Here is a 23,683-nt window from a genome sequence, read left to right on the forward strand (position 1 = left end):
CGTTTCAGGCGGCGGATCAACTCAAATCCGGAGACGGCCCTCAGGCCATTTCCGGCATTGATGGGAGGTTTTGGTCCGGGAAAACCCGCCCGCTCAGTAGGACTTCGGCAGGTCCAGGACGTGCTCGGCGACGTAGGCCAGGATCAGGTTGGTGGAGACGGGTGCCACCTGATACAGCCGGGTCTCGCGGAACTTGCGCTCCACGTCATACTCGCTGGCGAAGCCGAAACCGCCGTGGAACTGCAGGCAGGCGTTCGCCGCCTCCCACGACGCCTTGGCGGCAAGGTACTTCGCCATGTTGGCCTGGGCGCCGCAGGGCTCCCCGGCGTCGTAAAGGCGGCAGGCCTCGAAGCGCATCAGGTTGGCGGCCTCGACCTCGATGAAGCTCTCGGCGATGGGGAACTGCACGCCCTGGTTCTGGGCGATCGGGCGGCCGAACACCTGACGGTCGCGCGTGTAGTCGCAGACCTTGTCGACGAACCAGTAGCCGTCGCCGATGCATTCCGCCGCGATCAGCACCCGCTCGGCGTTGAGGCCGGTCAGGATGTACTTGAAGCCCTGGCCCTCCTCGCCGATCAGGTTCTCCGCGGGGATTTCCAGATTGTCGAAGAACAGCTCGTTGGTCTCATGGTTGACCATGTTGCGGATGGGCTGGACGGTCATCCCCTTGCCCATCGCCTCCTTGATGTCGACGATGAAGATCGACATGCCCTCCGACTTCTTGCGCACCTGGTCGAGCGGCGTGGTGCGGGCCAGGAGGATCATCAGGTCGGAATGCTGGACGCGGGAGATCCACACCTTCTGCCCATTGATGACGTAGCGGTCCCCCTTCTTCTCCGCCCGGGTCTTGATGCGGGTGGTGTCGGTGCCGGTGGTCGGCTCGGTGACGCCCATCGACTGGAGGCGCAGCTCGCCCGCCGCGATCTTCGGCAGGTAGCGGCGGCGCTGCTCCTCCGAGCCGTGCCGGACCAGCGTGTTCATGTTGTACATCTGGCCGTGGCAGGCGCCGGAATTGCCGCCCGAGCGGTTGATCTCCTCCATGATCACGGAGGCTTCGGTCAGGCCGAGGCCCGAACCGCCGTATTCCTCCGGGATCAGCGCGGCCATCCAGCCGGCCTTGGTCAGCGCGTCCACGAATTCCTCGGGATAGCCGCGCTCCTCGTCGATGCGGCGATGGTACTCGCTGGGGAATTCGGCGCAGAGCGCGCGCACGGCGTCGCGGATCTCGTCGAAGCCCTGACCGATGCTGGTCTTCATGTCTCGTCACCCTGCTTTTTTCGTTGTGGCCGCGTTTCAGGTCTTGGGAGCGCTGCGCGCCAGGATGGCCTTCGCCCGCTCGGCGACCGGGCGGTCGACCATGCGCCCATCCACCTGTACGGCGCCGCGCCCCGCCGCCTGGGCCTCGTCCCACGCCGCGACCACCCGCCCGGCCCAAGCCACGTCGGCGGCGGAGGGGGCGAAGACGTCGCGGACGACGGGCAGCTGGGCCGGGTGGATGCACAGCGCGCCGGTCATCCCGACGGCCCGCGCCTGCGCCACCATGGCGCGGTAGGCGTCGAGGTCGCGGAACTCGGCCAGCGAACCCGGCAGGCCGATCGCCGCGAGACCATGGGCGGCGGCGGCCAGCGCGATCTGGCGGCACGGCAGGGCGAGCAGCGCCTCGGTCGGCTCCACCCCCAGCGTCAGGGCGAAATCCTCGCTGCCGAGCGCCAGCGCCGCCACGCGCGGGACGGCGGCGATCCCGGCCAGCCGCTCCAACCCCAGCGGACTTTCGATGAGGGCGACAAGGCCGATGGCGCCCGGCGTCAGGCCGCGCTCCGCCTCCCACTCCGCGATCATGGCGGAGAGGACGCGCAGCGCCCCGGCGTCCTCGGCCTTGGGCACCACCAGGGCGGCCACGCCGGGGCGCACGGCGGCCTCCAGATCGGCGACGGCGTCGCGCCAGCCGCTGTTGATCCGCACGAGCACCGGCACGCCCAGCCCGTGCAGCCGGTCGATCGGCACGGACAACCCGCGCCGGGCCTCCGGCTTGCCGGCGGGCAGGACCGCGTCCTCCAGGTCGAGGATGAGGGCGTCCGCCCCGCGCTGGTGGGCCTTCTCCAGCAGTTTGGCGTTGTCGGCGGGGACGAAGAGATAGGATTGATACGGCAGGGACATCAGACGTTTCCTCCAACCGTGTCGCAATGCGCCGCCGTCATGACCGTTCGGCGTCCAGCTCGGCGGACATCGCCACGAAGCCCTCGTGGTCGGTCACCCACAGCGTGGCCCCGGTTTCGGTGGGCGCGCCGCACAGGGTCAGCGGATGGATGTCGAACAGCGGCCGCTTGGCCCGGAAGCGGAAGCCGGTCACCCGCGCGCCCGGATTCTCGCGCAGGAACAGGTCCATCAGCATGTTGGCGCTGAGCGGGCCGTGGAACACCAGCCCCGGATAGCCCTCGACGTCGCGGCAATAGTCGCGGTCGTAATGGATGCGGTGGCCGTTGAAGGTCAGGGCGGAGTAACGGAACAGCAGCACGGGATCGGGCTGGATGCGCCGCTGCCACACCGCCTCGCCCGCCGGGCGCTCGCCGGGGACGGGAGCGTCGCCGGGCTTGGCGGCCTCGCGGTAGACGATGTCGTGGAATTCGGTGATGGCGACACCGGCGGCGGTGCTGATCTCGTGCCGGACCTTCACGAAGACCATCCGGCCCGACCGGCCCTCCTTGGGAGTGACCTCCTCGATGGTCGAGCGGCGGGTGATCGCCTCGCCGCTGCGGATGGGACGGTGGAAGGTCAGGGTGTCGCCGGCCCACATGCGGCGGGGCAGCTCCACCGGCGGCAGGAAACCGCCCTTGTGCGGATGGCCGTCCTCGGCAATGTCGCGCTGCAGCGCCTTGGGCAGGAAGTACAGCCAATGCCCCAGCGGCGGCACCTCGCCCGCCGGCCAGGGCGGGTTGTCGTGGTCGAGCATCGCCGCCAGACCGGTCAGCGCCACCGGCGCCGCGACGTCCTCGGCGCTTTCCGACCGGCCGATCCAGTCGCGCAAATGGTCCATGCTCATGCTCCCCCCTTATTGTTCAAAGACTTCACGCCGGACGGCGTCGGTGTGTTGGCCCAGCGCCGGAACGGCGCCGGAGGCGTAGGGTCGGCCGCGCACCTGCACCGGCGGCGCCACCACGTCGACCGGTCCGCCCGGCGTCTCGGCGGTCACGCGGCGCAGCTGCGCGTGGGTGGACAGGTCCGCCACCTCGTTGAGCGAGCCGAAGGCGGTGCGCGCGCGGTTCAGGCGGCGCACCGCCTCGGCGTGGTCCATGGTCCGGAAGATGGCGGCGACGAGGCCGTCCAGCTCCGGACGGTTGGCGACGCGGCGGTTGTTGGTCGCGAAGCGCTCGTCGGTCGCCAGCTCCGGCCGCAGCAGCACGTCGGCGCAGAAGGCCGCCCATTCGCGCTCGTTCTGGATCGACAGCACCACCTGCCGGCCGTCGGCCAGGGCGAAGGCGGAATAGGGGGCGATGCTCGGGTGCATCAGCCCGACCCGTCCCGGCGCCTTGCCGCCATGGTCGTGGTGCATCAGCGGCACCATCATCCACTCCGCCAGCGAATCGAACAGGGACACGGCCACCGCCGATCCCTCGCCGGTGCGCTCGCGCTCCAGCAGCGCCTGGAGCACGCCGGTGTAGGCGTTCATGCCGCAGGCGATGTCAGCCACCGAGACGCCGACGCGCCCCGGCTGGTCCGGCGACCCGGTGATCGATGCCAGCCCGGTCTCGCTCTGCACCAGCAGGTCGTAGGCCTTCATGTCGCGGTAGGGGCCGTCGTCGCCGTAGCCGGAGATGTCGCAGGTGATCAGCCGGGGATGGCGCCGCCGCAGAGCGTCCGAGCCGAAACCGGCCCGCTCCGCCGCGCCGGGCGCCAGATTCTGCACGAAGACGTCGGCGCGGGCGATCAGCCGCTCCAGCAGTTCGGCATCCTCGGGCTTCTTGATGTCGAGGACGACCGACTCCTTGCCGCGGTTGAGCCAGACGAAATAGGAACTCTGCCCGTGGACGACGGCATCGTAGCCGCGGGCGAAGTCGCCCTCCGGCCGTTCGATCTTGATGACCCGCGCCCCGGCGTCGGCGAGACGCGACGTGCAGAGCGGTGCCGCCACCGCCTGCTCCAGCGACACGACCAGCCGTCCTGACAGGGGTAAAGTCATTGTGCAAAGTCTCCGCTGTAAGCCAGGGCCAATCGTCCGTGGCCGCGATGGTAAACAGCCGGACCGGCCCCGATCCAATACAGATGGGGCATGCATCGCATAACGAAGCGCTATGAGGCCAAATCGCCGTCAGCCCCATCGCCTGCGCGCCGTCAAGCATTGCAGCGATCCGGCCTTTGCCGCCAAGGTCGAGGACATCCCCGCCAAAATCGACCGGCTCCCCGAAGCTTTTGAATGGGGCCGTGCACTGGCTGTTTGGTTGCGGCGGTCATACCCGCAATTCCCATCCACCTATGCGAGCAGCCTCCTTGTCGTCGTCGATGCGACGGTTCAGCCTCGACGCGGTTCAGCCTCGACGACGTGTCTCGTTCAGCGTCCGCAGCCTTCCGATGGGCCGACCCCTCGGCTGGAAAGGAGACGTGATGGGAATTCTCCTGGCCTTCGCGCCCTTCATCGCCTTCGCCGTCCTCGACCGACTGGTCGGGCCGGTGGAGGGACTCATCGCCGGTGCCCTCGTTTCAGCCACCATGCTGCTGCGCGACTGGATGAGCCCCGGCAAGACACCGAAAATTCTCGAAGTCGGCACGGTGCTGCTGTTCGGTGGGTTGGCGCTCTACGCCGTGGCCGGCGGACCGACTTGGTCCGTCTTAGGGGGGTCCGTCATGGTGGGGTCCGTCATGGGGGTTCGGCTGCTCGTCGATGCCGGGCTCCTGCTGATCGTGCTGATCTCCATCGCGCTGCGGCGCCCCTTCACGCTGCAGTACGCGCGGGAGCAGGTCGCCCACGAATTCTGGGAGAGCCCACACTTCATCCACACCAACTACGTGATCACGGGCGTGTGGGCTCTGGCGTTCCTCGTGCTGGTGATCGCGGACCTCATCCTGCTCTACCGGCCCGATCTTCCGCCTCGCTTCGGCATCGTCGCGACCGTGCTGGCGCTCGTCGGCGCGATCAAGTTCACATCCTGGTACCCGGAGCGTCGGCGGTCCGCTGCCGGCACAGTGTGAATCCTATGTCTTCGGCCGTGCGCTAAAGCGGGTTGCAATCCGCTTTGGATCGCGACGGCGGTCCCGGCCGCACATGCGGCCGAAGCCCGCCGGCAAGTGAGGCGATGTGAGTCTAAAGCGAACGGAAGTTCGCTTTAGGACGCCGCCGCTTCCTCGTCCAGCAGCAGGGTGCCGGGCCAGTCGCCGCCGCCGACCAGATCGCGCACCACCCGCAGGAAGGTCTCGCGCACCGCCGCCGCGGCCTCGGTCACCGGGGCGCCGCGGGGCCGGCAGAGATGGACCGAGCGGCGCAGCGACGGCGACACGATCAGCCGGGCGGAGACCTGGCCCGCCCGCCATTCCTCCATCACCGCCGAAATCGGCAGGACCGAGTACCCCACCCCCTTGGCGACCAGCGTCTTGATCTGCGGGAGCCCGTTGATCTCCACCGCCACGGTGACGATCGTGCAGGTCTCGCGCGCCACCCGTTCGATGCGGTCGCGCAGATTGTGCGGGCGGCTCGGCAGGATCAGATCCTTGCCGGCCAGCTCGTCGAAGGCGATGGCGCCGTCCCCGCCGCCCGGCGGCCCGATCAGGTAGAGATCCTCGCGCACCAGCGATTCGGCCAGCAGCGTGCGCGACCGCGTCACGTCGTAGATGCAGCCAAAATCCAGCCGGTCGTCGTTCAGCCATTCCAGGATCGTCCCGCTGAAGGACTCGACCACCCGCAGCGACACCTGCGGCAGCTCGGCGCGGACCGCCTGCACCAGGGGCACCGCCGCCACCAGCGCCACCGACGAGGTGAAGCCCACGGTCACCAGCCCGCTCGGCGTGCCCGAGCAGTTGCGCACCTGTTCGGTCGCCTGGGCGACGTGGCGCAGGATGATCTCCGCATGCTCGTACAGCCGGGTGCCGGCGGCGGTCGGCTTGACCCCATGGACGCCGCGGGTCAGCAGCTTGACCCCGAGGCCCGCCTCCAGGTTGCGGATGTTGTGGCTGAGGGCCGGTTGGGCGACGTTCAGCTTCTGAGCCGCGGCCGTGAAGGAGCCTTCATCGACGATGCCGATGAAATACCGCAACTGACGCAGATCCAACGCTCACCTTCCTTTGCCCGGCCCTTTGCCGGCGGGAGCGACACTCTCCCGCCTCGGCCAATCATGTCGGGGCGTCGCAGGCGGATCAAGGCGGGTGGATGAGGAAGCGCCGGGCAAACCCGGTTCAACCGCCCGCAGGACCGCGGCGTTCCATTGATTCACTTCATAAGCCTTATCAGGGACCGGCGGGTAATCGCCGGAGCGGCACGGCCTAGCTTTTCCCCATCCGCACAAGCGGATGAGCCGTCCGCACGCCCGCGCCCCGCCCCAAGGGGGCCGGGATCACAGCCAGGAAGGGAAGAGGATTTTACCGATGCACCATTCCGGCGACCTCGACATGACGCGGCGCGGCCTCCTGCTTGGGACCGCCGCCACCGCCGCGCTGACGGCGGCGCCGTTCCGGGCGCCGGCGCGGGCGGCCACCGTTGGAGAGACCGCCATGCCACCCCCCGCGACCGGAACCGACGCGCCGTCCCTGTCGCCCGTCCTGTCCAAGGTCACCTTCACCGTGAACGGGCAGCGCCGCGACCTCGAACTCGACACGCGGACGACGCTGCTCGACGCGCTGCGCGAGCATCTGCACCTCACCGGCACCAAGAAGGGCTGCGACCACGGCCAGTGCGGCGCCTGCACGGTGATGGTGGACGGGCAGCGCATCAATTCCTGCCTGACGCTCGCCGTGATGCACGAGGGCGGCAGCGTCACCACCATCGAGGGGCTGGGCCTGCCCGGCAAGCTCCACCCCATGCAGGCCGCCTTCGTGGAGCATGACGGCTACCAGTGCGGCTACTGCACGCCGGGCCAGATCTGTTCGGCGGTGGCGATGCTGGACGAGATCAAGGCCGGCGTGCCCAGCCACGTCACCGCCGACCTGACCGCGGCGCCGCAGGCCACCGTGGACGAGTACCGGGAGCGGATGAGCGGCAACATCTGTCGCTGCGGCGCCTATTCCAACATCGTCGATGCGATCTCGGACGTTGCACGGAGGGAGGCATGAGACCCTTCACCTACGAGCGGGCGGACTCCCCCGCCGCCGCGGCCGCCGCGGTCGAGCGCCGGCCGGGCGCCAAGTTCATCGCGGGCGGCACCAACCTGCTCGACCTGATGAAGCTTGAGATCGAGACGCCGGCCCATCTGATCGACGTCAACGGGCTGAAGCTCGACACCGTGGAGGCGACGCCGGACGGAGGGCTGCGCATCGGCGCGCTGGTGCGCAACACGGCGCTGGCCGCCGACCAACGGGTGCGGCGCGATTACGGCGTGCTGTCGCGCGCCCTGCTCGCCGGGGCGTCGGGCCAGCTGCGCAACAAGGCGACGACGGCGGGCAACCTGCTCCAGCGCACGCGCTGCCCCTACTTCTACGACACCAACCAGCCCTGCAACAAACGCCAGCCCGGCAGCGGCTGCGCCGCCATCGGCGGCTACAGCCGGCAGCTCGCCGTGGTCGGGTCGAGCGACGCCTGCATCGCCACCCACCCCAGCGACATGGCCGTCGCCATGCGCGCGCTGGACGCCACGGTGGAGACGGTGCGGGCCGACGGGACGACGCGGACCATTCCCATCGCGGAGTTCCACCGGCTGCCCGGCGACACGCCGCACATCGAAACGGCGCTGCTGCCCGGCGAACTCATCACCGCGGTGACGCTGCCCAAACCGGTCGGCGGCACCCACGTCTACCGCAAGGTGCGCGACCGCGCGTCCTACGCCTTCGCCCTGGTCTCCGTCGCGGCGGTGGTGCAGCGCGACGGCAGCGGACGCGTGGCGGTCGGCGGCGTGGCGCACAAGCCGTGGCGCGTCGAGGCCGCCGAAGCCGAGATGCCGCGCGGCGCCAAGGCGGTGACCGCCGGGCTGCTGGCCGATGCGAAGCCGACGCACGACAACGCATTCAAGCTGACCCTGGTCGAGCGGACGCTCGCCTCGGTGCTGGCCGAAGCGAAAGGTTGAGACGTCATGAAGTTCGACACTCCCGCGACCACCAACCCGATCGACCAGCTCAAGGTGGTGGGCAAGCCGACCGACCGCATCGATGGCCCGCTGAAGACGACGGGAAAGGCCACTTACGCCTATGAATGGCACGACGTGGCGCCGAACGTCGCCTATGGCTGGGTCATCGGCTCGGGCATCGCCAAGGGGCGCATCGCGTCCATGGACCTGGAGGCGGCGCGGAAGGCCCCCGGCGTCGTCGCCATCGTCACGGCGGAGAACGCCGGCTCCCTCGACAAGGGCAAGCGCAACACCGCGACCCTGCTCGGCGGGCCGGAGATCGAGCATTACCAGCAGGCCGTCGCCCTGGTGGTGGCCGAGACCTTCGAGCAGGCGCGCACCGCCGCGGGGCTGGTCCGCATCGACTATCGGCCGGCGGACGGCGCCTATGATCTGGCGGCGGTCAAGGACAAGGCGGAGAAGACCAAGGACGGCGATTCGGTGGTCGGCGATTTCGCGGGCGCCTTCGCGGCGGCTCCCGTGAAGCTCGACGAGACCTACACCACGCCGGACGAGAGTCACGCGATGATGGAGCCGCACGCCACCATCGCCGCCTGGGAAGGCGACCGGCTGACCGTCTGGACGTCCAACCAGATGATCGACTGGATGGTGACCGACCTGTCGGCAACGCTGAAGATGCCGAAGGACAAGGTGCGCGTCATCTCCCCCTTCATCGGCGGCGGCTTCGGCGGGAAGCTGTTCCTGCGCGCCGACGCGCTGCTGGCGGCGCTGGGCGCGCGGGAGGCCGGGAGGCCGGTCAAGGTCGGGCTGTCGCGGCCGCTGATGATGAACAACACCACGCACCGGCCCGCCACCATCCAGCGCGTCCGCATCGGCGCCACGCCGGACGGCACGATCACCGCCATCGCCCATGAAAGCTGGTCGGGCAACCTGCCCGGCGGATCGGAGGAGACGGCGACCGACCAGACGCGGCTGCTCTACGCCGGGGCGAACCGGCTGATCGGCAACCGCATCGCCACGCTCGACCTGCCCGAAGGCAACGCCATGCGCGCGCCGGGCGAAGCGTCGGGGATGATGGCGCTGGAGGTCGCGATGGACGAGATGGCGGAGCAGCTGGGCATGGACCCGGTGGAGTTCCGCATCCGCAACGACACCCAGACCGACCCGGCCGACCCCAATCGGCCCTTCTCGCAGCGCCAGCTCGTGCAATGCCTGCGCCTGGGGGCGGAGCGGTTCGGCTGGGCGAAGCGCAACCCGAAACCGGGTCAGGTGCGCGACGGGCGCTGGCTGGTCGGGCTGGGGATGGCGGCGGCCTTCCGCAACAACCTGCTGACCAAGTCGGCGGCGCGGGTGCGGCTCGACCAGCGCGGGATCGTCACGGTCGAGACCGACATGACCGACATCGGCACCGGCAGCTACACCATCATCGCCCAGACCGCGGCGGAGATGATGGGGGTCGGGCTGGACAAGGTGGCGGTGCGGCTCGGCGATTCAAGCTTCCCGGTGTCCGCCGGATCGGGCGGCCAATGGGGTGCCAACAACGCCACCGCCGGGGTCTACGCCGCCTGCGTGAAGCTGCGCGAGGCGGTGGCCCAGCGGCTCGGGGTCAACTCCGCCGACGCCCGCTTCGCCGACGGTCAGGTCGTCGCCGGCAACCGCAGGGTCCCGCTGGCCGAGGCGGCCGGCGCCGATGGCCTGTCCGCCGAGGACGGCATCGAATACGGCGACCTCGACAAGAAATACCAGCAATCGACCTTCGGCGCCCATTACGTGGAGGCCGCGGTGGACGCGGCGACCGGCGAGATCCGCGTGCGGCGGATGCTGGCGGTCTGCGCGGCGGGCCGCATCCTGAATCCGAAGTCGGCGCGCAGCCAGGTGATCGGCGCCATGACCATGGGAGTCGGGGCGGCACTGATGGAGGAGCTGGCGCTCGACAAGCGGGCGGGCTTCTTCGTCAACCACGACCTTGCCGGTTACGAGGTGCCGGTCCACGCCGACATCCCGCACCAGGAGGTGATCTTCCTGGACGAGGCCGACCCGATCTCCTCGCCGATGAAGGCCAAGGGGGTGGGCGAGCTGGGCCTGTGCGGGGTGGGAGCCGCAGTCGCCAACGCGGTCCACAACGCGACGGGCCTGCGGGTGCGCGACTACCCGATCACGCTCGACAAGTTCCTGGACCGGCTGCCGGCCATGGGGTGAGTGACGGTGGATTGAGGGGCCGCCCGGCCGAACGGGACGATCGGCTCGGAAAATGCCTCCGCAACGAGCGGCAGAGTTTGGGTCACGCCCCGGACTCTGCCGCTTCTTTTTCACACGTCCCATGACGGTCAACGGACCCCAAACCTGTCCATGGCCGTTGCACCCTTGTGCCCAAAGCGCCATAGAACACGCCCGCCACCATATCCACGTATGGCGCACATCAGGCTGAGGGAAGCAGGCATGGCACGACGGAGAGGCGGAGCACCGCGGGGAAGCCGGAGGGGCCGCCCCCTGACGCTGGGCGGGCTGGTCGCCGTTCTGCTGGTGCTCGCCGCGGTCTACACGGCGGAGCGCTTCCACCTCATCCCGCCCGGTACGCTGGATTCCATCCTCGGCGAGGAGAGGGCCCAGCGCCCCAACCCCAGGCCCATCCCCCGCCCGGTGCCCGACGCCAGCATCGACTACGCCGCCGTCGCCGCCCAGCTCGACCGCATCCGGGTGGAGGAGGAGCGCCGCCGCGGCTATGTGCGGGACGAATGGCCGCACTGGCTGACCATCGACTCCAAATGCCTGAACACGCGGGAGCAGGTGCTGATCCGCGACTCCGCGAAGCCGGCGAAACTGTCGGCCAACGGCTGTTCGGTGCTGTCCGGCGTGTGGAACGATCCCTACACCGGCGAAACCTTCACCGAGCCGAAGCAGGTGGACATCGACCACCGCGTGCCGCTGGAGGAGACCTACGCCAGCGGCGGCTACGACTGGCCGCGCGAGAAGCGCGCCGCCTACGCCAACGACCTCAGCGACCCGCTGACCCTCGTCACCGTCTCGGCCGCGGCCAACCGCGCCAAAGGGTCGAAGGGGCCGGAGGATTGGCTGCCGCCGCGCGAAGAGTACATCTGCGCCTATGTGGCGGGCTGGATCGCCGTGAAGGCGCGCTGGGAGCTGACCATGGACGAGCGGGAGCGCGTCACCGTCGGAAACATCCTGTCCGACTGCCGCCGCACCGCCGTGGGAGCGCGGCCCGCCCGCTGAGCCGCCGGACCGGAAAATTCATGCGCCGGCATGCACGGCCGTGCCCTGATGTCACTTTTGAAACCTGGCCAAACTTGGTAGAACCTTCGTATGCGGTCTTCCTGACGGAACGGCGGCGGGGTGTTGAAGGGAGCGGCCGGACGTCATGGCGAGGGAACGCGGTCTGCGGACGACGGTGGCTCTGACCGGCGCCGTTCTGGTCCTTGGCGTCTCCGTCGTGCTGGCGGCACTGACCGGCCTGCGCTCCCGCGAGCGGATCGAGAGCGAGATCGGTCACTCCCTGGCGGAGGCCGCCCACAACATGGCCGACCGGCTGGACCGCTCCATGTGGTCGCGCGCCAGCGAGATCGGCATGCTGGCCAAGCTCGGCATCACGCCGGCCATGGACGACCCGGTCCGGCTGCGCTGGCTGCTGGAGCAATTCCAGGCGTTCTTTCCGACCATGTCCTGGATGGGTGTGACCGACACCAAGGGCAAGGTGCTCGCCGCCACCGGGGGATTGCTGGATGGCGTGGACATTTCCAAGCGCCCGGTCTTCCAGAACGGGCAGAAAACGCTGTTCGTCGGCGACGTGCACGACGCGGTGATGCTGGCCTTTCTGCTGCCGAACCCGACCGGCGAGGCCATGAAGTTCGTGGACATCTCCACCCCCGTGCACAACGAGCGGGGCGAGGTCATCGGCGTGCTGGCCACGCATCTGAGCTGGGAATGGACGCGTGAGATCCGCCGCTCCCTGCTCGACACCATGCGGGGCCGCGCGGAGCTGGAGCTGATCGTCGTCGCGGCGGACCGCACGGTGCTGCTCGGCCCTCGGGAACTGCTCGGCACCAGCCTGGACATCGAGGCGGTGCGCAGCGCGCAGAAGAACGAGAGCGGCTGGGTCGTCGAGCGCTGGCCGGACGGCGAGCGCTACCTGACCGGCTACGCGTTCGGCAACGGGTACCTGAATTATCCGGGTCTGGGCTGGAGCGTGGTGGCCCGCCAGCCGCTGGCCGTCGCCTACGCCCCGGCCACCGCCCAGATGGTCGAGACGGTGCTGGCCGGCGGAACCATGGTGCTGCTGTTCAGCGTGCTCGGCTGGATGGCCGCCGGGCGGGTCACCCGGCCGCTGCGCCGCATCGCCCAGGCGGCGGAGCGCATCCGCAGCGGCGAGCGCGGCGCGGAAATGCCGGTGTTGGGCGGCAGCGCCGAGATCACCTCGCTGTCGGCGACTCTGCGCGATCTGGTGGACGGGTTGACCCACCGCGACGCCGCGCTGGTCCGGCTGGAGGACATCGCCTACCAGGACCGGCTGACCGGCCTGCCGAACCGCCGCTATTTCGAGCAGTATGTGGAGGCGACGACCGCCGGCAACGGCTCCGCCGCCTTCCTCTACATCGATCTGGACGGCTTCAAGCCGGTGAACGACCGGTTGGGCCACGAGGCCGGCGACCTTGTGCTGCGTCAGGTGGGAGAGCGGTTGGCCGCCTGCTTCCGCGGCGACGACGTGGTGGCCCGTCTGGGCGGCGACGAGTTCGCCGCCGTGCTGCCGCAGCGCGCCGGCGCCGAGCCGCCGGATCTGGACGGGCTGGCCCGCCGCATCATCGAGGCGGTGAACGAGCCCGTCAGCATCGAGGGCGAGGCGGTGCGGGTCGGCTGCTCCCTCGGCATCGCCCTGTGGCCCGAGGATTCACCGGACGTGGCGGAAGCCCTGCGCCGCGCCGATCAGGCGCTCTACCAAGCCAAGCGCGCGGGCCGCAACCGCGGCATCCGCTGGTCGGCCGACCTGCCGCCCGCCCCTGCCGGAAGCCAGGGCATAGCCGCGGAGGCGATGAAGAACGCCGCGTCCTAGGCCCCGCGGCCAAGCCTCCGCCAAGCGGGGAACCGCGTCCGGCGGGCCTCCGGCCAGCGGTGGGTAAAGCCGTTGCACGCTGGAGCCTTGGACCTCTTCTGCCGTTTCATGTCCATCGGAGCACGACTCGGACGGCCATGGCGGGAGATTGGAAGATGAGCCTCGACACCAAGGGACAGCGTGCCCGCATGCTGCGTCTGCTCGCCGTCGTCGAGCATTACGAGCGCAACAGCGCGGCGGGCGCCCAACTGATGCGGGGCACGCGCTACGAGCTGGCCGTCCAGGCCACCGACGTCAACGGCGACCGCTGCCTGTTCCCCGCCTGCGGCTGCGCCCAGGCCGACTGCTCGCGCCAGCCGCCCGCCGGCCCGCAGTTCAGCTGGTGCGGCCCGCGCGGCGGCTGGAAGATGCGGTAAGCCTCCGCAAAAGAGCGTCAGTAATGGGGCGGAGGCGGCTCGTCCTGCGGCGCGCGGGACACCCCGGACTCCAACTCCGCGATCCGGTCGCGCAGGCGGCGCATCTGCGCCGTCATGAGGTCGAGGGTCCGCCCCTGCTCGAACAGGACGGCGGACATTTCCTCGGCCATGCGTTCGTGATGGGCGAGGCGGGTTTCCAGCTCGGTCAGGCGGCTTTCGGCGTCGGCGTCCATGGATGGCCCTGCGGTGTCGCGGAAGGGACAGAGCTTTAGAACCGCTCCGTCGGACAAGGCAAGATCAATGCGCCGTCGATGCCGCCGGCATCAATGCAGCCGGTCCCCGGCGACCACCCAGCGCTCGACGATCTGGAGCGCCTGCGGCACGTCCAGCTCCGGATGATGCCAGCGCAGCACCACCGTGGCGGCCTCCAGCGCGTGGCGGTCTGGGCGCCCGCAATCGACCAGCTCGCGGTAGGCGCGCTCCACCACCGGGCGGCAGCCGCAGACCGCCGCCTCGCAGGCGGCGAACCGCTCCGCCGGATCGCGCTCCGGCCCGCTTCTCCGCTCGGCCGCCATCAGGCCGTCTCCGGACCTTTGCGCTGGATGCGGCGCCCGAAGATCTCCAGCCGCTGCCCGATCATGTCGAAGCCGAGGTGACGGGCGATGCGGGTGACGGCGGCCTCCAGTTCCGGGTCCTGGAACTCCACCACCTCGCCGGTCTCGATGTCGATCAGGTGATGGTGGTGGTCGCCGCGCGCCTCCTCGTAGCGGGCCCGCCCATCGCCGAAATCGTGGCGCTGGATGATCCCGATCTCCTCGAACAGCCGCATGGACCGGTAGACGGTGGCTAGGCTGATGCCGGCGTCGATCGCCGCCGCGCGGCGGTAGACCTCCTCCACATCGGGGTGGTCGGCGGCTTCCGACAGGACGCGGGCGATGATCCGGCGCTGGCCGGTCATCTTCAACCCCCGCTCGGCGCAGGCGCGTTCCAGCCGCGACGGCAGGGCTTCTTCGGGCGTGGTCACGGGGCCGGTCCTTTCCGATGCCTAACCCATGGAGTCAAGAGATGGAGAGGAAAGCCCAAAAGAACAACGGCCATCCGCAAGACCCCGACGAATGGCCGTGACGAATGGCCGGCACTAGGCCCATCGCATCGGACGGAAGATCATCGCGAGAGCAGACGGGCACCCCCATCCCGCCGTTGCATCACCGCCCGATACCCCCGATGACCCGGACGGGTTCCCCCACCGGGACGCCGCAACCCACCTTCCGCCACCGCGTTTTTTGTCACAGTCGTCCGTACATGATGCAGACGTCAAAGCATAGGAAAGATCGGATGAGGTCAAAGTTTTCGAGACGTCGATCCAATCCCATTTTCTGCACGTAGATATTCGAAGCCGCCCCTTCATCAACAGCCCCCGGGAAGACCGAGCCCATGGACATGAGGACTCTTGTTGAGGACGACGGCAACACCATCGATATCACGCTGCAGCCTGTAGAAAATCCCAGCAAACTTGAAGAGCTTTGGAGCGATCTGGAGCCGCGGGCCGACGGGTCCTTCTTCCTGAGCTGGCAATGGATCGGCAACTGGCTGGCCTCCCTGCCCCGCGGCACGCGGCCCCACGCGCTGGTGGCGCGGCGCGACGGACGGGTCGTCGGGCTGGCGCTCCTCTGCCCGCGCACGCAGTGGCGCTTCGGCCTGCTGCGCACGCGCTGCTGGCTGCTGCACGAGACCGGGGAGCGGACCTTCGACCGGCTGTTCGTGGAATACAACGGCATCCTCGCCGACCGGAGCTGCGCTGACGCGGTGCTGGCCGCCTGCTTCGACTGGCTGGGGCGCCGCCTGACCAATTGGGACGAACTGGTGCTGGGCGGGCTGGAGCCGCAGGCGGAAGCGGCGGTGCGGCTCGCCGCGGCCCAGCAGGGCCACGCGCTGCAGGTGCGGGTGGCCGACAGCTGCCAGTGGGTCGACCTCGAGGGCGTGCGCCGGCAGGGTGCCGGCTACCTCGCCAGCCTCGGCAAGAACACCCGCGCCGCGGTGCGCCGGGCCATGCGGCTCTACACGGAGCGCGGCCCGCTGACCTACCGCGTCGCCGCGACGGCGGAGGAGGCGCTGGAGGATTTCCACGCCATGGAGATCCTGCATCAGGCAAGCTGGAACGCCCGCGGCCAGTCCGGCGCCTTCTCCAACCCGGCCTTCCGCCCCTTCCATGAGCGGCTGATCGCCGGCGGCGTGCCGGCGGGGACGGTGCGGCTGTGCCGGGTCAGCGCCGGGGATGCGGTCATCGGCTATCTCTACAACTTCGTCCATCGCGGGCGGGTGATGAACTACCAGGGCGGTTTCGCCTACGAGGCCGACAACCGGCTGAAGCCCGGTCTGGTCGCCCATGTGCTGGCCATCGAGGACACGCTGGCCCGCGGCGAGGACTGCTACGACTTCATGTCCACCCCGGCGGGGCACAAGCCGCTGCTGTCCAACACCGAGCAGCCGATGAACTGGATCGCGCTCGGCCCCGACCGGCTGAGCCGCCAGATCGACACCCGCCTGCGCCGCGTCAAGGCGGGTTTGGCCGACCGGATGAGACGGCTGATCCGCAGCCCGCTTCCCCTGATGAACCGCTGACGCCGCCGACAGCAACGCCGCAACCGCAGGGCCGCCGACGGGGCGGTTGGAGGATGCCGAGAATGAAGAACACTCCCGCCGCCAAAACCGCCGCCGCCAAAACCGCCATCACCAAAGCCGCCTTGGCCTGCGTGATGGGCGACATGGACATGGTGCGCCCGCTGGGGTTGGCCGGGCTGCGCTGCGCCGTGGTCACCCATCCCGGCGCCCCCGCCCTGCATTCCCGCTTCACCAAGGACGCCATCCTGTGGGACGACCCGGCGCGCAACCCGGACGGGCTGGTCGAGGTGATGATGGCCTTCGCCAAGGGCCAGCCGGAAAAGCCGGTCCTATACTTCCAGGACGACACCCAGCTCCTGCTCGTCTCGCGCAACCGCGACCGGCTGGCCGAGGGGTTCCGCTTCGCCATCGCCGACGCCGAGCTGGTCGAGGATCTGGTGGACAAGGGCCGCTTCCAGGCGCTGGCCGAGCGGCTGAACCTGCCCGTCCCGGCGACCCGCCGCCTTTATCCGACCCGCGAGGCGGCGCCCGACGTGGTCGACCTGCGCTTTCCGCTGATCGTCAAGCCGCTGACCCGCCGCCGGGTGTGGGACGAGGCGGACGGCTTCGCCAAGGCCATCCAGGTCGATTCCGCGGACGAGCTGCGCGCCCTGTGGCCGCGACTGGCGGCGGTCGGGCTCGACCTGCTGGTCCAGGAGATGATCCCCGGTCCGGAGACCCGGATCGAGAGCTACCACGTCTATGTCGACGAGGGCGGCGGCGTGGCCGGGGAGTTCACGGGCGCCAAGATCCGCACCTACCCGCTCGCCTACGGGCACAGCACCGCCCTGACCATCACCGACGCGCCGGACGTGGCGGCGCTCGGCCGCTCGCTGACCGAACGGCTGGGCCTGCGCGGCGTCGCCAAGTTCGACTTCAAGCGCGCCCCGGACGGCGCGCTGCATCTGCTGGAGGTCAACCCGCGCTTCAACCTGTGGCACCATCTGGGGGCGGTGGCCGGGGTGAACCTGCCGGCGCTGGTCCACGCCGACCAGCTCGGCCTGCCGCGCCCGGCGGTGGGCAAGGCGCGGGCCGGGGCGCGCTGGTGCCACATCACCAAGGACCGGCTGGCCGCCAAGGACAGCGGCCTGTCTATGGCCGCGTGGCTGCCCTGGGTGCTCGGCTGCGAGGCCAAGGCCATCGCGCTCGACGACCCGATGCCCTTCCTGCACAACCAGCTCGCCCGCTTCCTGCCGTCGCGCGCGCACCATGACGCGCCCGGCGGCGCGATGAAGGCCCAATGAGGGTGCCGCGGCGATGAGGATCGGCATCCTGTCGGACATCCACGCCAATCTTGAGGCGCTGGAAGCCACGCTGGCCGACATGGGCGGCGCCGGGGTGGAGCGCGTCGTCTGCCTGGGCGACGTCGTGGGCTACAACACCGACCCGTCGCCCTGCATCAGGCTGCTGCGCGAGGCCGGGGCGGTCTGCGTCGCTGGCAACCACGACCGCGCGGTGACCCGCCAGATCCCCACCGACGGCTTCAGCGTCCGCGCCATCCGGGCCATCGCCTGGACGCGCAAGCGCCTGCCGCCGGAGGACGTCGCGTGGCTGTCCGCCCTGCCGCTGAAGACCAATGTCGGCGAGCATCTCGTCGCCGTTCACGGGGCGCTCCATGTGGACCGGGGCTGCGAGCTGGTCCGGCTGAACAGCGAGGACCGGATGCGGCGCACGGCCCAGGCCCTGCTCGCCCACCCCTCCGGCGCCCGCGTCTGCGCCTATGGGCACACGCACCGGCTCGGCATCCATGAATACCGCAACGGCGAGCTGTTCGAGCACGATCCCGACAGCGAGGTCGCCCTGCGCGGCGGCTCCTGCTATCTGCTCAACCCCGGCACGGTGGGGGAGCCGCGGAGCGAGGAGCGGCGGGCGACCTGGATGCTGTTCGACACCGGCCGACGGACGGTGAGCGTGCGGCGGGTCGCCTACGACGACCGCACGGCCTTCGACAAGACGCGCCGGGCGGGGATCGAGCCGCGGCGCCTGCTGGCCATCCCGGCACCGCTGCGCGCCGCCCTCCAGGGGGGACTGCGGCGGATGGGGATTTACGAGATGGTCCGGCGGGTCATCAACTCGTGACCCGTCCTCTCATTGAACCGTCGCCAGCATCAGCAGCGACGCGCCGAGCGGCAACAGGGCGAGCAGCAGCTTGAGCATGGAACCGGCCATCGGGGTCTCGTGAGGGGGGTCTGTGAACGCGCGCGACTGTAGCCGGACGGCGGGCGATTTTCTGTGACAAATCCCACAACCCAGCCATCCCTTCCCGCGTCCTGAAAAATTTTCCTTTTGATCCAATCTCTCGGAAAATCCGTATCAACTCTTTGGTGCTATCGTCGGTTCCGCCGCAGGATGGGCTTTCGGCGACCGGCAGCATCCAACGAGTCTTCGACGACACGGACCGGCGGGAGTGTGGACAATGAATTGGTTCCGAAACGCCAAGGTCGGCATCCGGCTGATGCTGAGCTTCTCCAGCATCCTGGTGCTGATGGTCGCGCTGGCGGCCATCGCCATCTACAAGGTCAACAGCATCAACGACAGCCTTTCCACCATCAACGACGTCAACAACGTCAAGCAGCGCTACGCCATCAACTTCCGCGGCAGCGTGCATGACCGGGCGATCAGCCTGCGCGACGTCACGCTCCTGTCCGACGCCGCGGCGCTGAAGGCCGAACTCGCCACCATCGACCGTCTGGCCGCCGACTACGCGCGCTCGGCCGAGCAGATGGACCGCATGTTCGCCGTCGGCACCCACATCACCGCCCGGGAACGGGAGATCCTCGCCTCCATCAAGGAGACCGAGGCCAAGACCCTGCCGCTGGCCCGCGGCGTCATCGAGGCGCGCCAGGCCGGCGACGCCACCCGCGCCGTCAAGATCCTGGTCGAGCAGGCCCGCCCCGGCTTCACCGAGTGGCTGGCCCGCATCAACGCCTTCATCGACCTTCAGGAGGCCGAGAGCCAGGCGGTGGCGAAGCACGCCCGGACGGTGTCCGAGAGCTTCCAGGTGCTGATGATCTCGCTGTGCGCGGTGACCGTCCTGCTCGGCGCCGGGCTCGCCTGGTGGTCGATCCTGACGGTACGGCCGCTGCGCCGCCTGACCGACACCACGCTGAAGCTGGCCGAAGGCGACCTGAGCATCGAAGTGCCGCAGGCGACCAGCCGCGACGAGGTCGGCGAGATCATCCGCGCCGTGCAGGTCTTCAAGGACAACATGGTCCGCGCCCGCCGCATAGAATCGGAGAAGGAGGAGACGGAACGCCGCGCCGAGGCCGAGAAGCGCGAGGCGATGAACGGACTGGCCGACCAGTTTGAGCGCAGCGTCGGCTCCATCGTCGAGCTGGTCTCCCACGCCGCCGCCGAGTTGGAGGGCGCCGCCCAGACGCTGAACGCCACCATGGAGCGCGCCAACGATCAGGCCGGCACCGTCGCCGCCGCGGCGACCCAGGCAACCGCCAACGTGGAATCGGTGGCGGCGGCCTGCGGGCAGCTCGCCGGGTCGGTCAGCAGCATCGGCCAGCAGGTCCGCCAGTCCGCCGACATCGCCAACCGCGCCGTCCGCAACGCCGAGGACACCCAGGCGACCGCGGAGGGTCTGGTCAGCACGTCGCAGAAGATCGGGGAGGTGGTGCAGCTCATCAACTCGATCGCCCAGCAGACCAACCTGCTGGCGCTCAACGCGACCATCGAGGCGGCGCGCGCCGGCGAGGCCGGCAAGGGCTTCGCGGTGGTGGCAAGCGAGGTGAAGAATCTCGCCAACCAGACCGCCAAGGCGACCGAGGACATCACCGCCCAGATCGCCGGGGTCCAGGACGTGACCCTACGCACCGTGCAGTCGATCCGGGAGATCGCCCAGGTCATCGGGGAAAGCAGCCAGATCGCCGACGACATCGCCCAGGCGGTCGAGCAGCAGGGCATCGCCACACAGGAAATCGCCCGCAACGTCCAACAGGCCTCGGCGGGCACCGCGGAGGTGTCGGGCGCCATCGTGCAGGTCAGCGGCGCCGCCTCGCAGGGCGGGACCGCGGCGGGCCGCGTGCTGGGCAGCGCCCAGGAGCTGAGCCGCTCCGCCGCGCGTCTGCGGACGGAGGTCAGCGGCTTCCTGGCAAAGGTCCGCGCGGCGTAATGAGGCGATTTATTCCCTCTCCCCCCTGGGGAGAGGGTGCCCGCGGCAGCGGGCGGGTGAGGGTAATTGCGAGGATCAAACCCTGATCCTTGCCGGTACCCTCACCCTTCCCGCGCGTTGCGCGGGCCCCTTCCCTCTCCCGGGGCGGGAGAGGAAGCATGATGCGATTGTCTTGTCAGGACCTCACGCCGGGTAGCGGTCCTTGTACTTCACGATGACGTACAGCGCGTGGATCATGCCCGGGATGTAGCCGAGCAGGGTCAGCAGCACATTGATCCAGAACTGGGCGCCAAACCCCACCTGGAGGAAGACGCCGACGGGCGGCAGCAGAAGCGCCAGGATGATGCGTATGATGTCCATGCCGCGATAACGCTCCCGCCCCGCCCCCGGTTCCCTTCGCCTTTCGTGATCCTCAGCCCAGTAGGCCGATCTGGTCGAAGGGCAGAGGATCGAACCCGTGCTGGTACACTGCGGAGCCCGCCGCCGGCGCGAAGTTGTCGTGCGCGGCGTCGGTGAACTGCGGGTCGAAGGTGAAGGACCCCTTGTCGTAGCCGGCGGCCTGCCACTGCGCCAGCGTGCCGGTGGCGCCGCTCGCCATCACCTGCGGCCAAGCCTGGAACAGCGCCTCGCTGGGGTCGAGGCCGGCGTAGAAGTTGCCGGTGAAGGTCCCCGCCGTCTTCGGCCCGTCGAGGGCGACCGCGCGCCCGTCGCCCGCGTCCACGATGTTCTGGGTGATGGTGTTGTTCGCCATCGGCGTGCCCTTCCAGCCGCCCCAGCCGACGCTCTGCTGCAGGCCGATCTGGGTGCCCAGATTGTCGGCCAGGATGTTGTCGGTGACCGTGTTGTTCCAGCCGCCGTGCAGGAAGATGCCGCCGACGTTGTCGTGGACGACGTTGCCCTTCACCGTGGTGCCGCTGGTCCAGTCGTCCAGATAGATGCCCCAGCTCACCAGCTTCGTCGGGTCGAGGAAGGTGGGGGAGACCTTGCCGTCCCAGGTCACGTTGCCGAAGGCGGTGGTGCCCGACACCTCGTTGTAGGCCACCGTGTGGCCGGCCAAGTCCTGCTGGCGGTTGATCAGGTAGATGCCGCCGCCGTCGCTGGTCTCCTGGTTGGCGCCGATGATCTTGTTGTGGGTGATGGTCGCCCGGTAGGTGGCGTCGCCCGAGGCCTGGACGGAGCCGACCGCGATGGCCTTGCCCGGCGTGTCCTCGATCTGGTTGTGGGTGATGGAGACGTCGTTGCTGCCGTTCACCCACAGCGCGTCGCCGCCGTGGTCGACGGCGCTGGCGTGCTGGATCAGGTTGTCCGACACCTTGGTGAAGTTGGACCCCGCCTTGACGTAGACGGCCTCGCGCCCGGTCTCGGCGAAATGGTTGCCGGTGACGGTGCTGTTGGCGCTGCCCTCCACCGTGATGCCGTAGCCGGTGTTGGTGACGGTATTGTTCTTGAAGGTCAGGCCGGCGGCGTTGTTGGCGTAGACCGCGTGGCCGTCCGGCGCGCCGTCGGTCAGGGTCAGCCCCTCGATCGTCACGTTCTTGGCGCCGCCCAGCCCGACCAGCACGGGAAGCTGGGCCGCGACCACCTTGTGCCCGGCGACCGCCCCGCCCTCCGGCTTGAACAGCACCTGGTTGGACGCCTTGTCGAAGAACCACTCCCGCGTGGTGTCGAGCTGGTCCTTGCCGTTGAACAGGTAGAAGCGGCTGCCGGCGCCGAGCGCGTCGTAGGTGCTCTGGGCCAGCGTGATGGTGTTGCTGCCGTAGTCGATGCTCTTCACCGGCACGGTCATGTTGTCGTAGCCGTGCTGGCTGAAAACGCTGACCATCAGCCCGTCCGTGCTCGCATAGGTCGGGATCGCCCCCGCCTTGAAGCCGAGCTGGGTGTAGGCGTTGGCCCCGGCCTTGGTGGCGATCAGCCAGCCGCCGTCGATGGGGTGGCTGGGGTCGGCGTTGGGCGTGCGGGCCACCGTCTGGCGGTCGCCGTCCATCGACAGGTCGAGCACCGCCTTGGACCCGCCGGGAAGCTGCGCGCTGTAGAGGCCGTTGCCGCGCGACACCCAGTTGTCGACCAGCGAACCGCCGTGGAAGACCGGCTTCTCGCTGCCGTAGGCGGCGAAGCGGACCCCGCTGTCCTGGCCGTCCAGCCAGAGCATGTCCTTCATGTAGTAGTCGCCGCCGCGGACATAGGTCACGTCGATGTTCGGGTCGGCGCGCATGGCGTCGCGGGCGGCGGTCAGCGTCGCCTTCGGCCCGTCGGTGCCGTTGGCGTTGGGAGCGGCCAGCTTGCCGGACCAGCTGTCCTTGCCGTTGGTCGCCACGAAGATCGCCGGCCCGGTCGGGGCGGGGGACGGGGTGGGAGTCGGGGTCGGGGTGGGCGTCGGCGTGGACCCGCCGGTCGCGAAGAAGCTCTTGTCGGCGTCGACGACCAGTGTGCCGTTCCACCACATCCCGGACTGGCCCTTGACCACGTCCTTCCCGTCGAGCGCACCCTTGTCGTAAGTGACGACGCCGTCGGTGGGCAGGACGGACTTGCCGTTGATCGTGACCTTGTTGACGAGCAGACTGCGGTCCTGCCCGTTCACCACGGCGTCGTTGTCGTACTGGATCTGCACCTTGTGCGCCTGGTCCGGCGCCACGTTGGCGGTGAAGCTGTAGTCCTTGGCCGCTGTGCCGACCGTGCCCTCCCCCACCTTCTTGCCGTCGACCAGCAGATTGAAATGCGCGTTGGTGCCGCCCGCCGCGATGCCCTGCGCGTTCACCACGAAGGTCGAGGTTCCGGCGACCGGCGCCGCCGGGGCGGGGAAGTCGGCGGCCGGGGTGTCCACCACCAGCGTGCCGTTCCACCACATCCCCGACTGGCCCTTGATCACGTCCTTGCCGTCCAGCGCGCCCTTGTCGTAGGTGACGTTGGCGTCGGTCGGCTTGTAGGTCTTGCCGTTGATGGAGACCCCGCTGACGATCAGCGAGCGGTCCTGGCCGTTCACCACGGCGTCGTTGTCGTATTGGATCTGCACCTTATGCGCCTGGGCCGCGGTGACCGGCACCGTGAAGCTGTAGGCGGCCGGACTGCTGGCGTTGACGGTTGCCTGGCCCACCTCGACGCCATCGATCAGCAGGCGGAAATGCGGCCAGATGCCTCCGGCGGACTGCCCATAGGCACTCACGACAATCTTGGCGTCGGTCTTGCCCGTGGTGGTCGAAGCCATTGGATGGTTCCCTCGCTCTTA

21 protein-coding genes are annotated in these 23,683 nt (G+C 69.4%); 11 read left to right on the top strand and 10 right to left on the bottom strand.

Translation table 11 applies throughout. The annotated features are described in order from the left end of the window. Positions 1-93 precede the first annotated feature (93 nt). The 4 genes from D3869_RS19390 to D3869_RS19405 are packed head-to-tail and all read right to left on the bottom strand — an operon-like array spanning position 94 to position 4,177. A complete protein-coding gene (locus D3869_RS19390) occupies positions 94-1,257 on the bottom strand; it encodes an acyl-CoA dehydrogenase family protein (RefSeq protein WP_137141497.1) in 1,164 nt (387 codons plus the stop codon). 36 nt (positions 1,258-1,293) lie between these two features. Beyond that, positions 1,294-2,157: an HpcH/HpaI aldolase/citrate lyase family protein gene (locus D3869_RS19395; RefSeq protein ID WP_137141498.1), complete on the bottom strand. Its 864-nt coding sequence runs from the start codon at positions 2,155-2,157 to the stop codon at positions 1,294-1,296. 37 nt (positions 2,158-2,194) lie between these two features. Further along, positions 2,195-3,034 carry an FAS1-like dehydratase domain-containing protein gene (locus D3869_RS19400; RefSeq protein ID WP_137141499.1) on the bottom strand — a complete coding sequence of 280 codons (840 nt, stop codon included), beginning with the start codon at positions 3,032-3,034 and terminating at the stop codon, positions 2,195-2,197. Between the two features lie 15 nt (positions 3,035-3,049). Further along, positions 3,050-4,177: a CaiB/BaiF CoA transferase family protein gene (locus D3869_RS19405; protein ID WP_137141500.1), complete on the bottom strand. Its 1,128-nt coding sequence runs from the start codon at positions 4,175-4,177 to the stop codon at positions 3,050-3,052. 422 nt (positions 4,178-4,599) lie between these two features. Here D3869_RS19405 and D3869_RS19410 point away from each other — a divergent pair, with 422 nt between their 5' ends. Then, entirely contained in the window at positions 4,600-5,184 is a 585-nt protein-coding gene (locus D3869_RS19410; protein ID WP_137142014.1) for a hypothetical protein, read from the top strand. Between the two features lie 134 nt (positions 5,185-5,318). Here the strand turns inward: D3869_RS19410 and D3869_RS19415 are convergent, their stop codons facing one another. Further along, on the bottom strand, positions 5,319-6,257 hold the full coding sequence (locus D3869_RS19415) for a LysR family transcriptional regulator (RefSeq protein WP_137141501.1): 939 nt from the start codon (positions 6,255-6,257) through the stop codon (positions 5,319-5,321). Between the two features lie 313 nt (positions 6,258-6,570). On the opposite strand from D3869_RS19415, the gene paoA reads away from it, so the two are divergent. From paoA to D3869_RS19445, 6 genes are all read left to right on the top strand, one after another. Continuing rightward, entirely contained in the window at positions 6,571-7,254 is a 684-nt protein-coding gene (gene paoA, locus D3869_RS19420) for an aldehyde dehydrogenase iron-sulfur subunit PaoA (protein ID WP_137141502.1), read from the top strand. Further along, entirely contained in the window at positions 7,251-8,201 is a 951-nt protein-coding gene (locus tag D3869_RS19425; RefSeq protein ID WP_137141503.1) for an FAD binding domain-containing protein, read from the top strand. Before paoA ends, D3869_RS19425 begins: the two co-directional genes overlap by 4 nt. A gap of 6 nt (positions 8,202-8,207) precedes the next feature. Continuing rightward, positions 8,208-10,400, top strand: coding sequence for an aldehyde oxidoreductase molybdenum-binding subunit PaoC (gene paoC / locus D3869_RS19430; protein WP_137141504.1), 2,193 nt, complete (start codon positions 8,208-8,210; stop codon positions 10,398-10,400). A 240-nt stretch (positions 10,401-10,640) separates the two neighbouring features. Beyond that, positions 10,641-11,432, top strand: a complete 792-nt coding sequence (locus D3869_RS19435) for an HNH endonuclease family protein (RefSeq protein WP_137141505.1) — start codon at positions 10,641-10,643, stop codon at positions 11,430-11,432. Positions 11,433-11,577: 145 nt separating this feature from the next. Continuing rightward, entirely contained in the window at positions 11,578-13,263 is a 1,686-nt protein-coding gene (locus D3869_RS19440; RefSeq protein ID WP_137141506.1) for a sensor domain-containing diguanylate cyclase, read from the top strand. Positions 13,264-13,418: 155 nt separating this feature from the next. After that, positions 13,419-13,679, top strand: coding sequence for a hypothetical protein (locus D3869_RS19445; protein ID WP_094305106.1), 261 nt, complete (start codon positions 13,419-13,421; stop codon positions 13,677-13,679). Between the two features lie 17 nt (positions 13,680-13,696). Here the strand turns inward: D3869_RS19445 and D3869_RS19450 are convergent, their stop codons facing one another. The 3 genes from D3869_RS19450 to D3869_RS19460 form a co-directional block, all read right to left on the bottom strand. After that, positions 13,697-13,912, bottom strand: a complete 216-nt coding sequence (locus D3869_RS19450; RefSeq protein WP_137141507.1) for a SlyX family protein — start codon at positions 13,910-13,912, stop codon at positions 13,697-13,699. A 90-nt stretch (positions 13,913-14,002) separates the two neighbouring features. Further along, the gene (locus D3869_RS19455) at positions 14,003-14,254 is read right to left on the bottom strand and encodes a hypothetical protein (protein ID WP_137141508.1); all 252 of its coding nucleotides are present in this window, start codon (positions 14,252-14,254) and stop codon (positions 14,003-14,005) included. Beyond that, positions 14,254-14,703 carry a Fur family transcriptional regulator gene (locus D3869_RS19460; protein WP_014197677.1) on the bottom strand — a complete coding sequence of 150 codons (450 nt, stop codon included), beginning with the start codon at positions 14,701-14,703 and terminating at the stop codon, positions 14,254-14,256. The genes D3869_RS19455 and D3869_RS19460 overlap by 1 nt, the downstream gene beginning before the upstream one ends. Before the next feature lie 416 nt (positions 14,704-15,119). Between D3869_RS19460 and D3869_RS19465 the strand changes: the two genes are divergently transcribed. The 4 genes from D3869_RS19465 (at position 15,120) to D3869_RS19480 (ending at position 20,460) form a co-directional block, all read left to right on the top strand. Beyond that, entirely contained in the window at positions 15,120-16,301 is a 1,182-nt protein-coding gene (locus D3869_RS19465) for a GNAT family N-acetyltransferase (RefSeq protein ID WP_247895792.1), read from the top strand. 62 nt (positions 16,302-16,363) lie between these two features. Next, complete coding sequence (locus D3869_RS19470; RefSeq protein ID WP_137141510.1) at positions 16,364-17,584, top strand: ATP-grasp domain-containing protein; 1,221 nt, start codon at positions 16,364-16,366, stop codon at positions 17,582-17,584. 13 nt (positions 17,585-17,597) lie between these two features. Then, positions 17,598-18,419 carry a metallophosphoesterase family protein gene (locus tag D3869_RS19475; protein WP_137141511.1) on the top strand — a complete coding sequence of 274 codons (822 nt, stop codon included), beginning with the start codon at positions 17,598-17,600 and terminating at the stop codon, positions 18,417-18,419. 337 nt (positions 18,420-18,756) lie between these two features. Beyond that, positions 18,757-20,460 (top strand): methyl-accepting chemotaxis protein, encoded by a 1,704-nt coding sequence (locus tag D3869_RS19480; protein WP_137141512.1) that lies wholly within the window; start codon positions 18,757-18,759, stop codon positions 20,458-20,460. 183 nt (positions 20,461-20,643) lie between these two features. On the opposite strand, the gene D3869_RS19485 is transcribed toward D3869_RS19480, so the two are convergent. Together D3869_RS19485 and D3869_RS19490 are read right to left on the bottom strand one after the other, a co-directional pair. Continuing rightward, positions 20,644-20,820, bottom strand: a complete 177-nt coding sequence (locus tag D3869_RS19485) for a YqaE/Pmp3 family membrane protein (protein ID WP_014197684.1) — start codon at positions 20,818-20,820, stop codon at positions 20,644-20,646. Positions 20,821-20,872: 52 nt separating this feature from the next. Continuing rightward, positions 20,873-23,662, bottom strand: coding sequence for a carbohydrate-binding domain-containing protein (locus D3869_RS19490; protein ID WP_137141513.1), 2,790 nt, complete (start codon positions 23,660-23,662; stop codon positions 20,873-20,875). Between the last annotated feature and the right edge of the window lie 21 nt (positions 23,663-23,683).

Source organism: Azospirillum brasilense (assembly GCF_005222205.1).
Lineage (GTDB): Bacteria > Pseudomonadota > Alphaproteobacteria > Azospirillales > Azospirillaceae > Azospirillum > Azospirillum brasilense_G.

Excerpts from the sequence above, each read along its gene's own strand:
- D3869_RS19400 (WP_137141499.1), bottom strand. The coding sequence starts at position 3,034 with ATGGACCATTTGCGCGACTGGATCGGCCGGTCGGAAAGCGCCGAGGAC.
- D3869_RS19390 (WP_137141497.1), bottom strand. The coding sequence starts at position 1,257 with ATGAAGACCAGCATCGGTCAGGGCTTCGACGAGATCCGCGACGCCGTG.
- D3869_RS19395 (WP_137141498.1), bottom strand. The coding sequence starts at position 2,157 with ATGTCCCTGCCGTATCAATCCTATCTCTTCGTCCCCGCCGACAACGCC.
- D3869_RS19455 (WP_137141508.1), bottom strand. The coding sequence starts at position 14,254 with ATGGCGGCCGAGCGGAGAAGCGGGCCGGAGCGCGATCCGGCGGAGCGG.
- D3869_RS19405 (WP_137141500.1), bottom strand. The coding sequence starts at position 4,177 with ATGACTTTACCCCTGTCAGGACGGCTGGTCGTGTCGCTGGAGCAGGCG.
- D3869_RS19440 (WP_137141506.1), top strand. The coding sequence starts at position 11,578 with ATGGCGAGGGAACGCGGTCTGCGGACGACGGTGGCTCTGACCGGCGCC.
- D3869_RS19475 (WP_137141511.1), top strand. The coding sequence starts at position 17,598 with ATGAGGATCGGCATCCTGTCGGACATCCACGCCAATCTTGAGGCGCTG.
- paoA (WP_137141502.1), top strand. The coding sequence starts at position 6,571 with ATGCACCATTCCGGCGACCTCGACATGACGCGGCGCGGCCTCCTGCTT.
- D3869_RS19425 (WP_137141503.1), top strand. The coding sequence starts at position 7,251 with ATGAGACCCTTCACCTACGAGCGGGCGGACTCCCCCGCCGCCGCGGCC.
- D3869_RS19470 (WP_137141510.1), top strand. The coding sequence starts at position 16,364 with ATGAAGAACACTCCCGCCGCCAAAACCGCCGCCGCCAAAACCGCCATC.
- D3869_RS19485 (WP_014197684.1), bottom strand. The coding sequence starts at position 20,820 with ATGGACATCATACGCATCATCCTGGCGCTTCTGCTGCCGCCCGTCGGC.
- D3869_RS19490 (WP_137141513.1), bottom strand. The coding sequence starts at position 23,662 with ATGGCTTCGACCACCACGGGCAAGACCGACGCCAAGATTGTCGTGAGT.
- D3869_RS19435 (WP_137141505.1), top strand. The coding sequence starts at position 10,641 with ATGGCACGACGGAGAGGCGGAGCACCGCGGGGAAGCCGGAGGGGCCGC.
- D3869_RS19480 (WP_137141512.1), top strand. The coding sequence starts at position 18,757 with ATGAATTGGTTCCGAAACGCCAAGGTCGGCATCCGGCTGATGCTGAGC.
- D3869_RS19445 (WP_094305106.1), top strand. The coding sequence starts at position 13,419 with ATGAGCCTCGACACCAAGGGACAGCGTGCCCGCATGCTGCGTCTGCTC.
- D3869_RS19450 (WP_137141507.1), bottom strand. The coding sequence starts at position 13,912 with ATGGACGCCGACGCCGAAAGCCGCCTGACCGAGCTGGAAACCCGCCTC.
- D3869_RS19410 (WP_137142014.1), top strand. The coding sequence starts at position 4,600 with ATGGGAATTCTCCTGGCCTTCGCGCCCTTCATCGCCTTCGCCGTCCTC.
- D3869_RS19465 (WP_247895792.1), top strand. The coding sequence starts at position 15,120 with ATGAGGACTCTTGTTGAGGACGACGGCAACACCATCGATATCACGCTG.
- paoC (WP_137141504.1), top strand. The coding sequence starts at position 8,208 with ATGAAGTTCGACACTCCCGCGACCACCAACCCGATCGACCAGCTCAAG.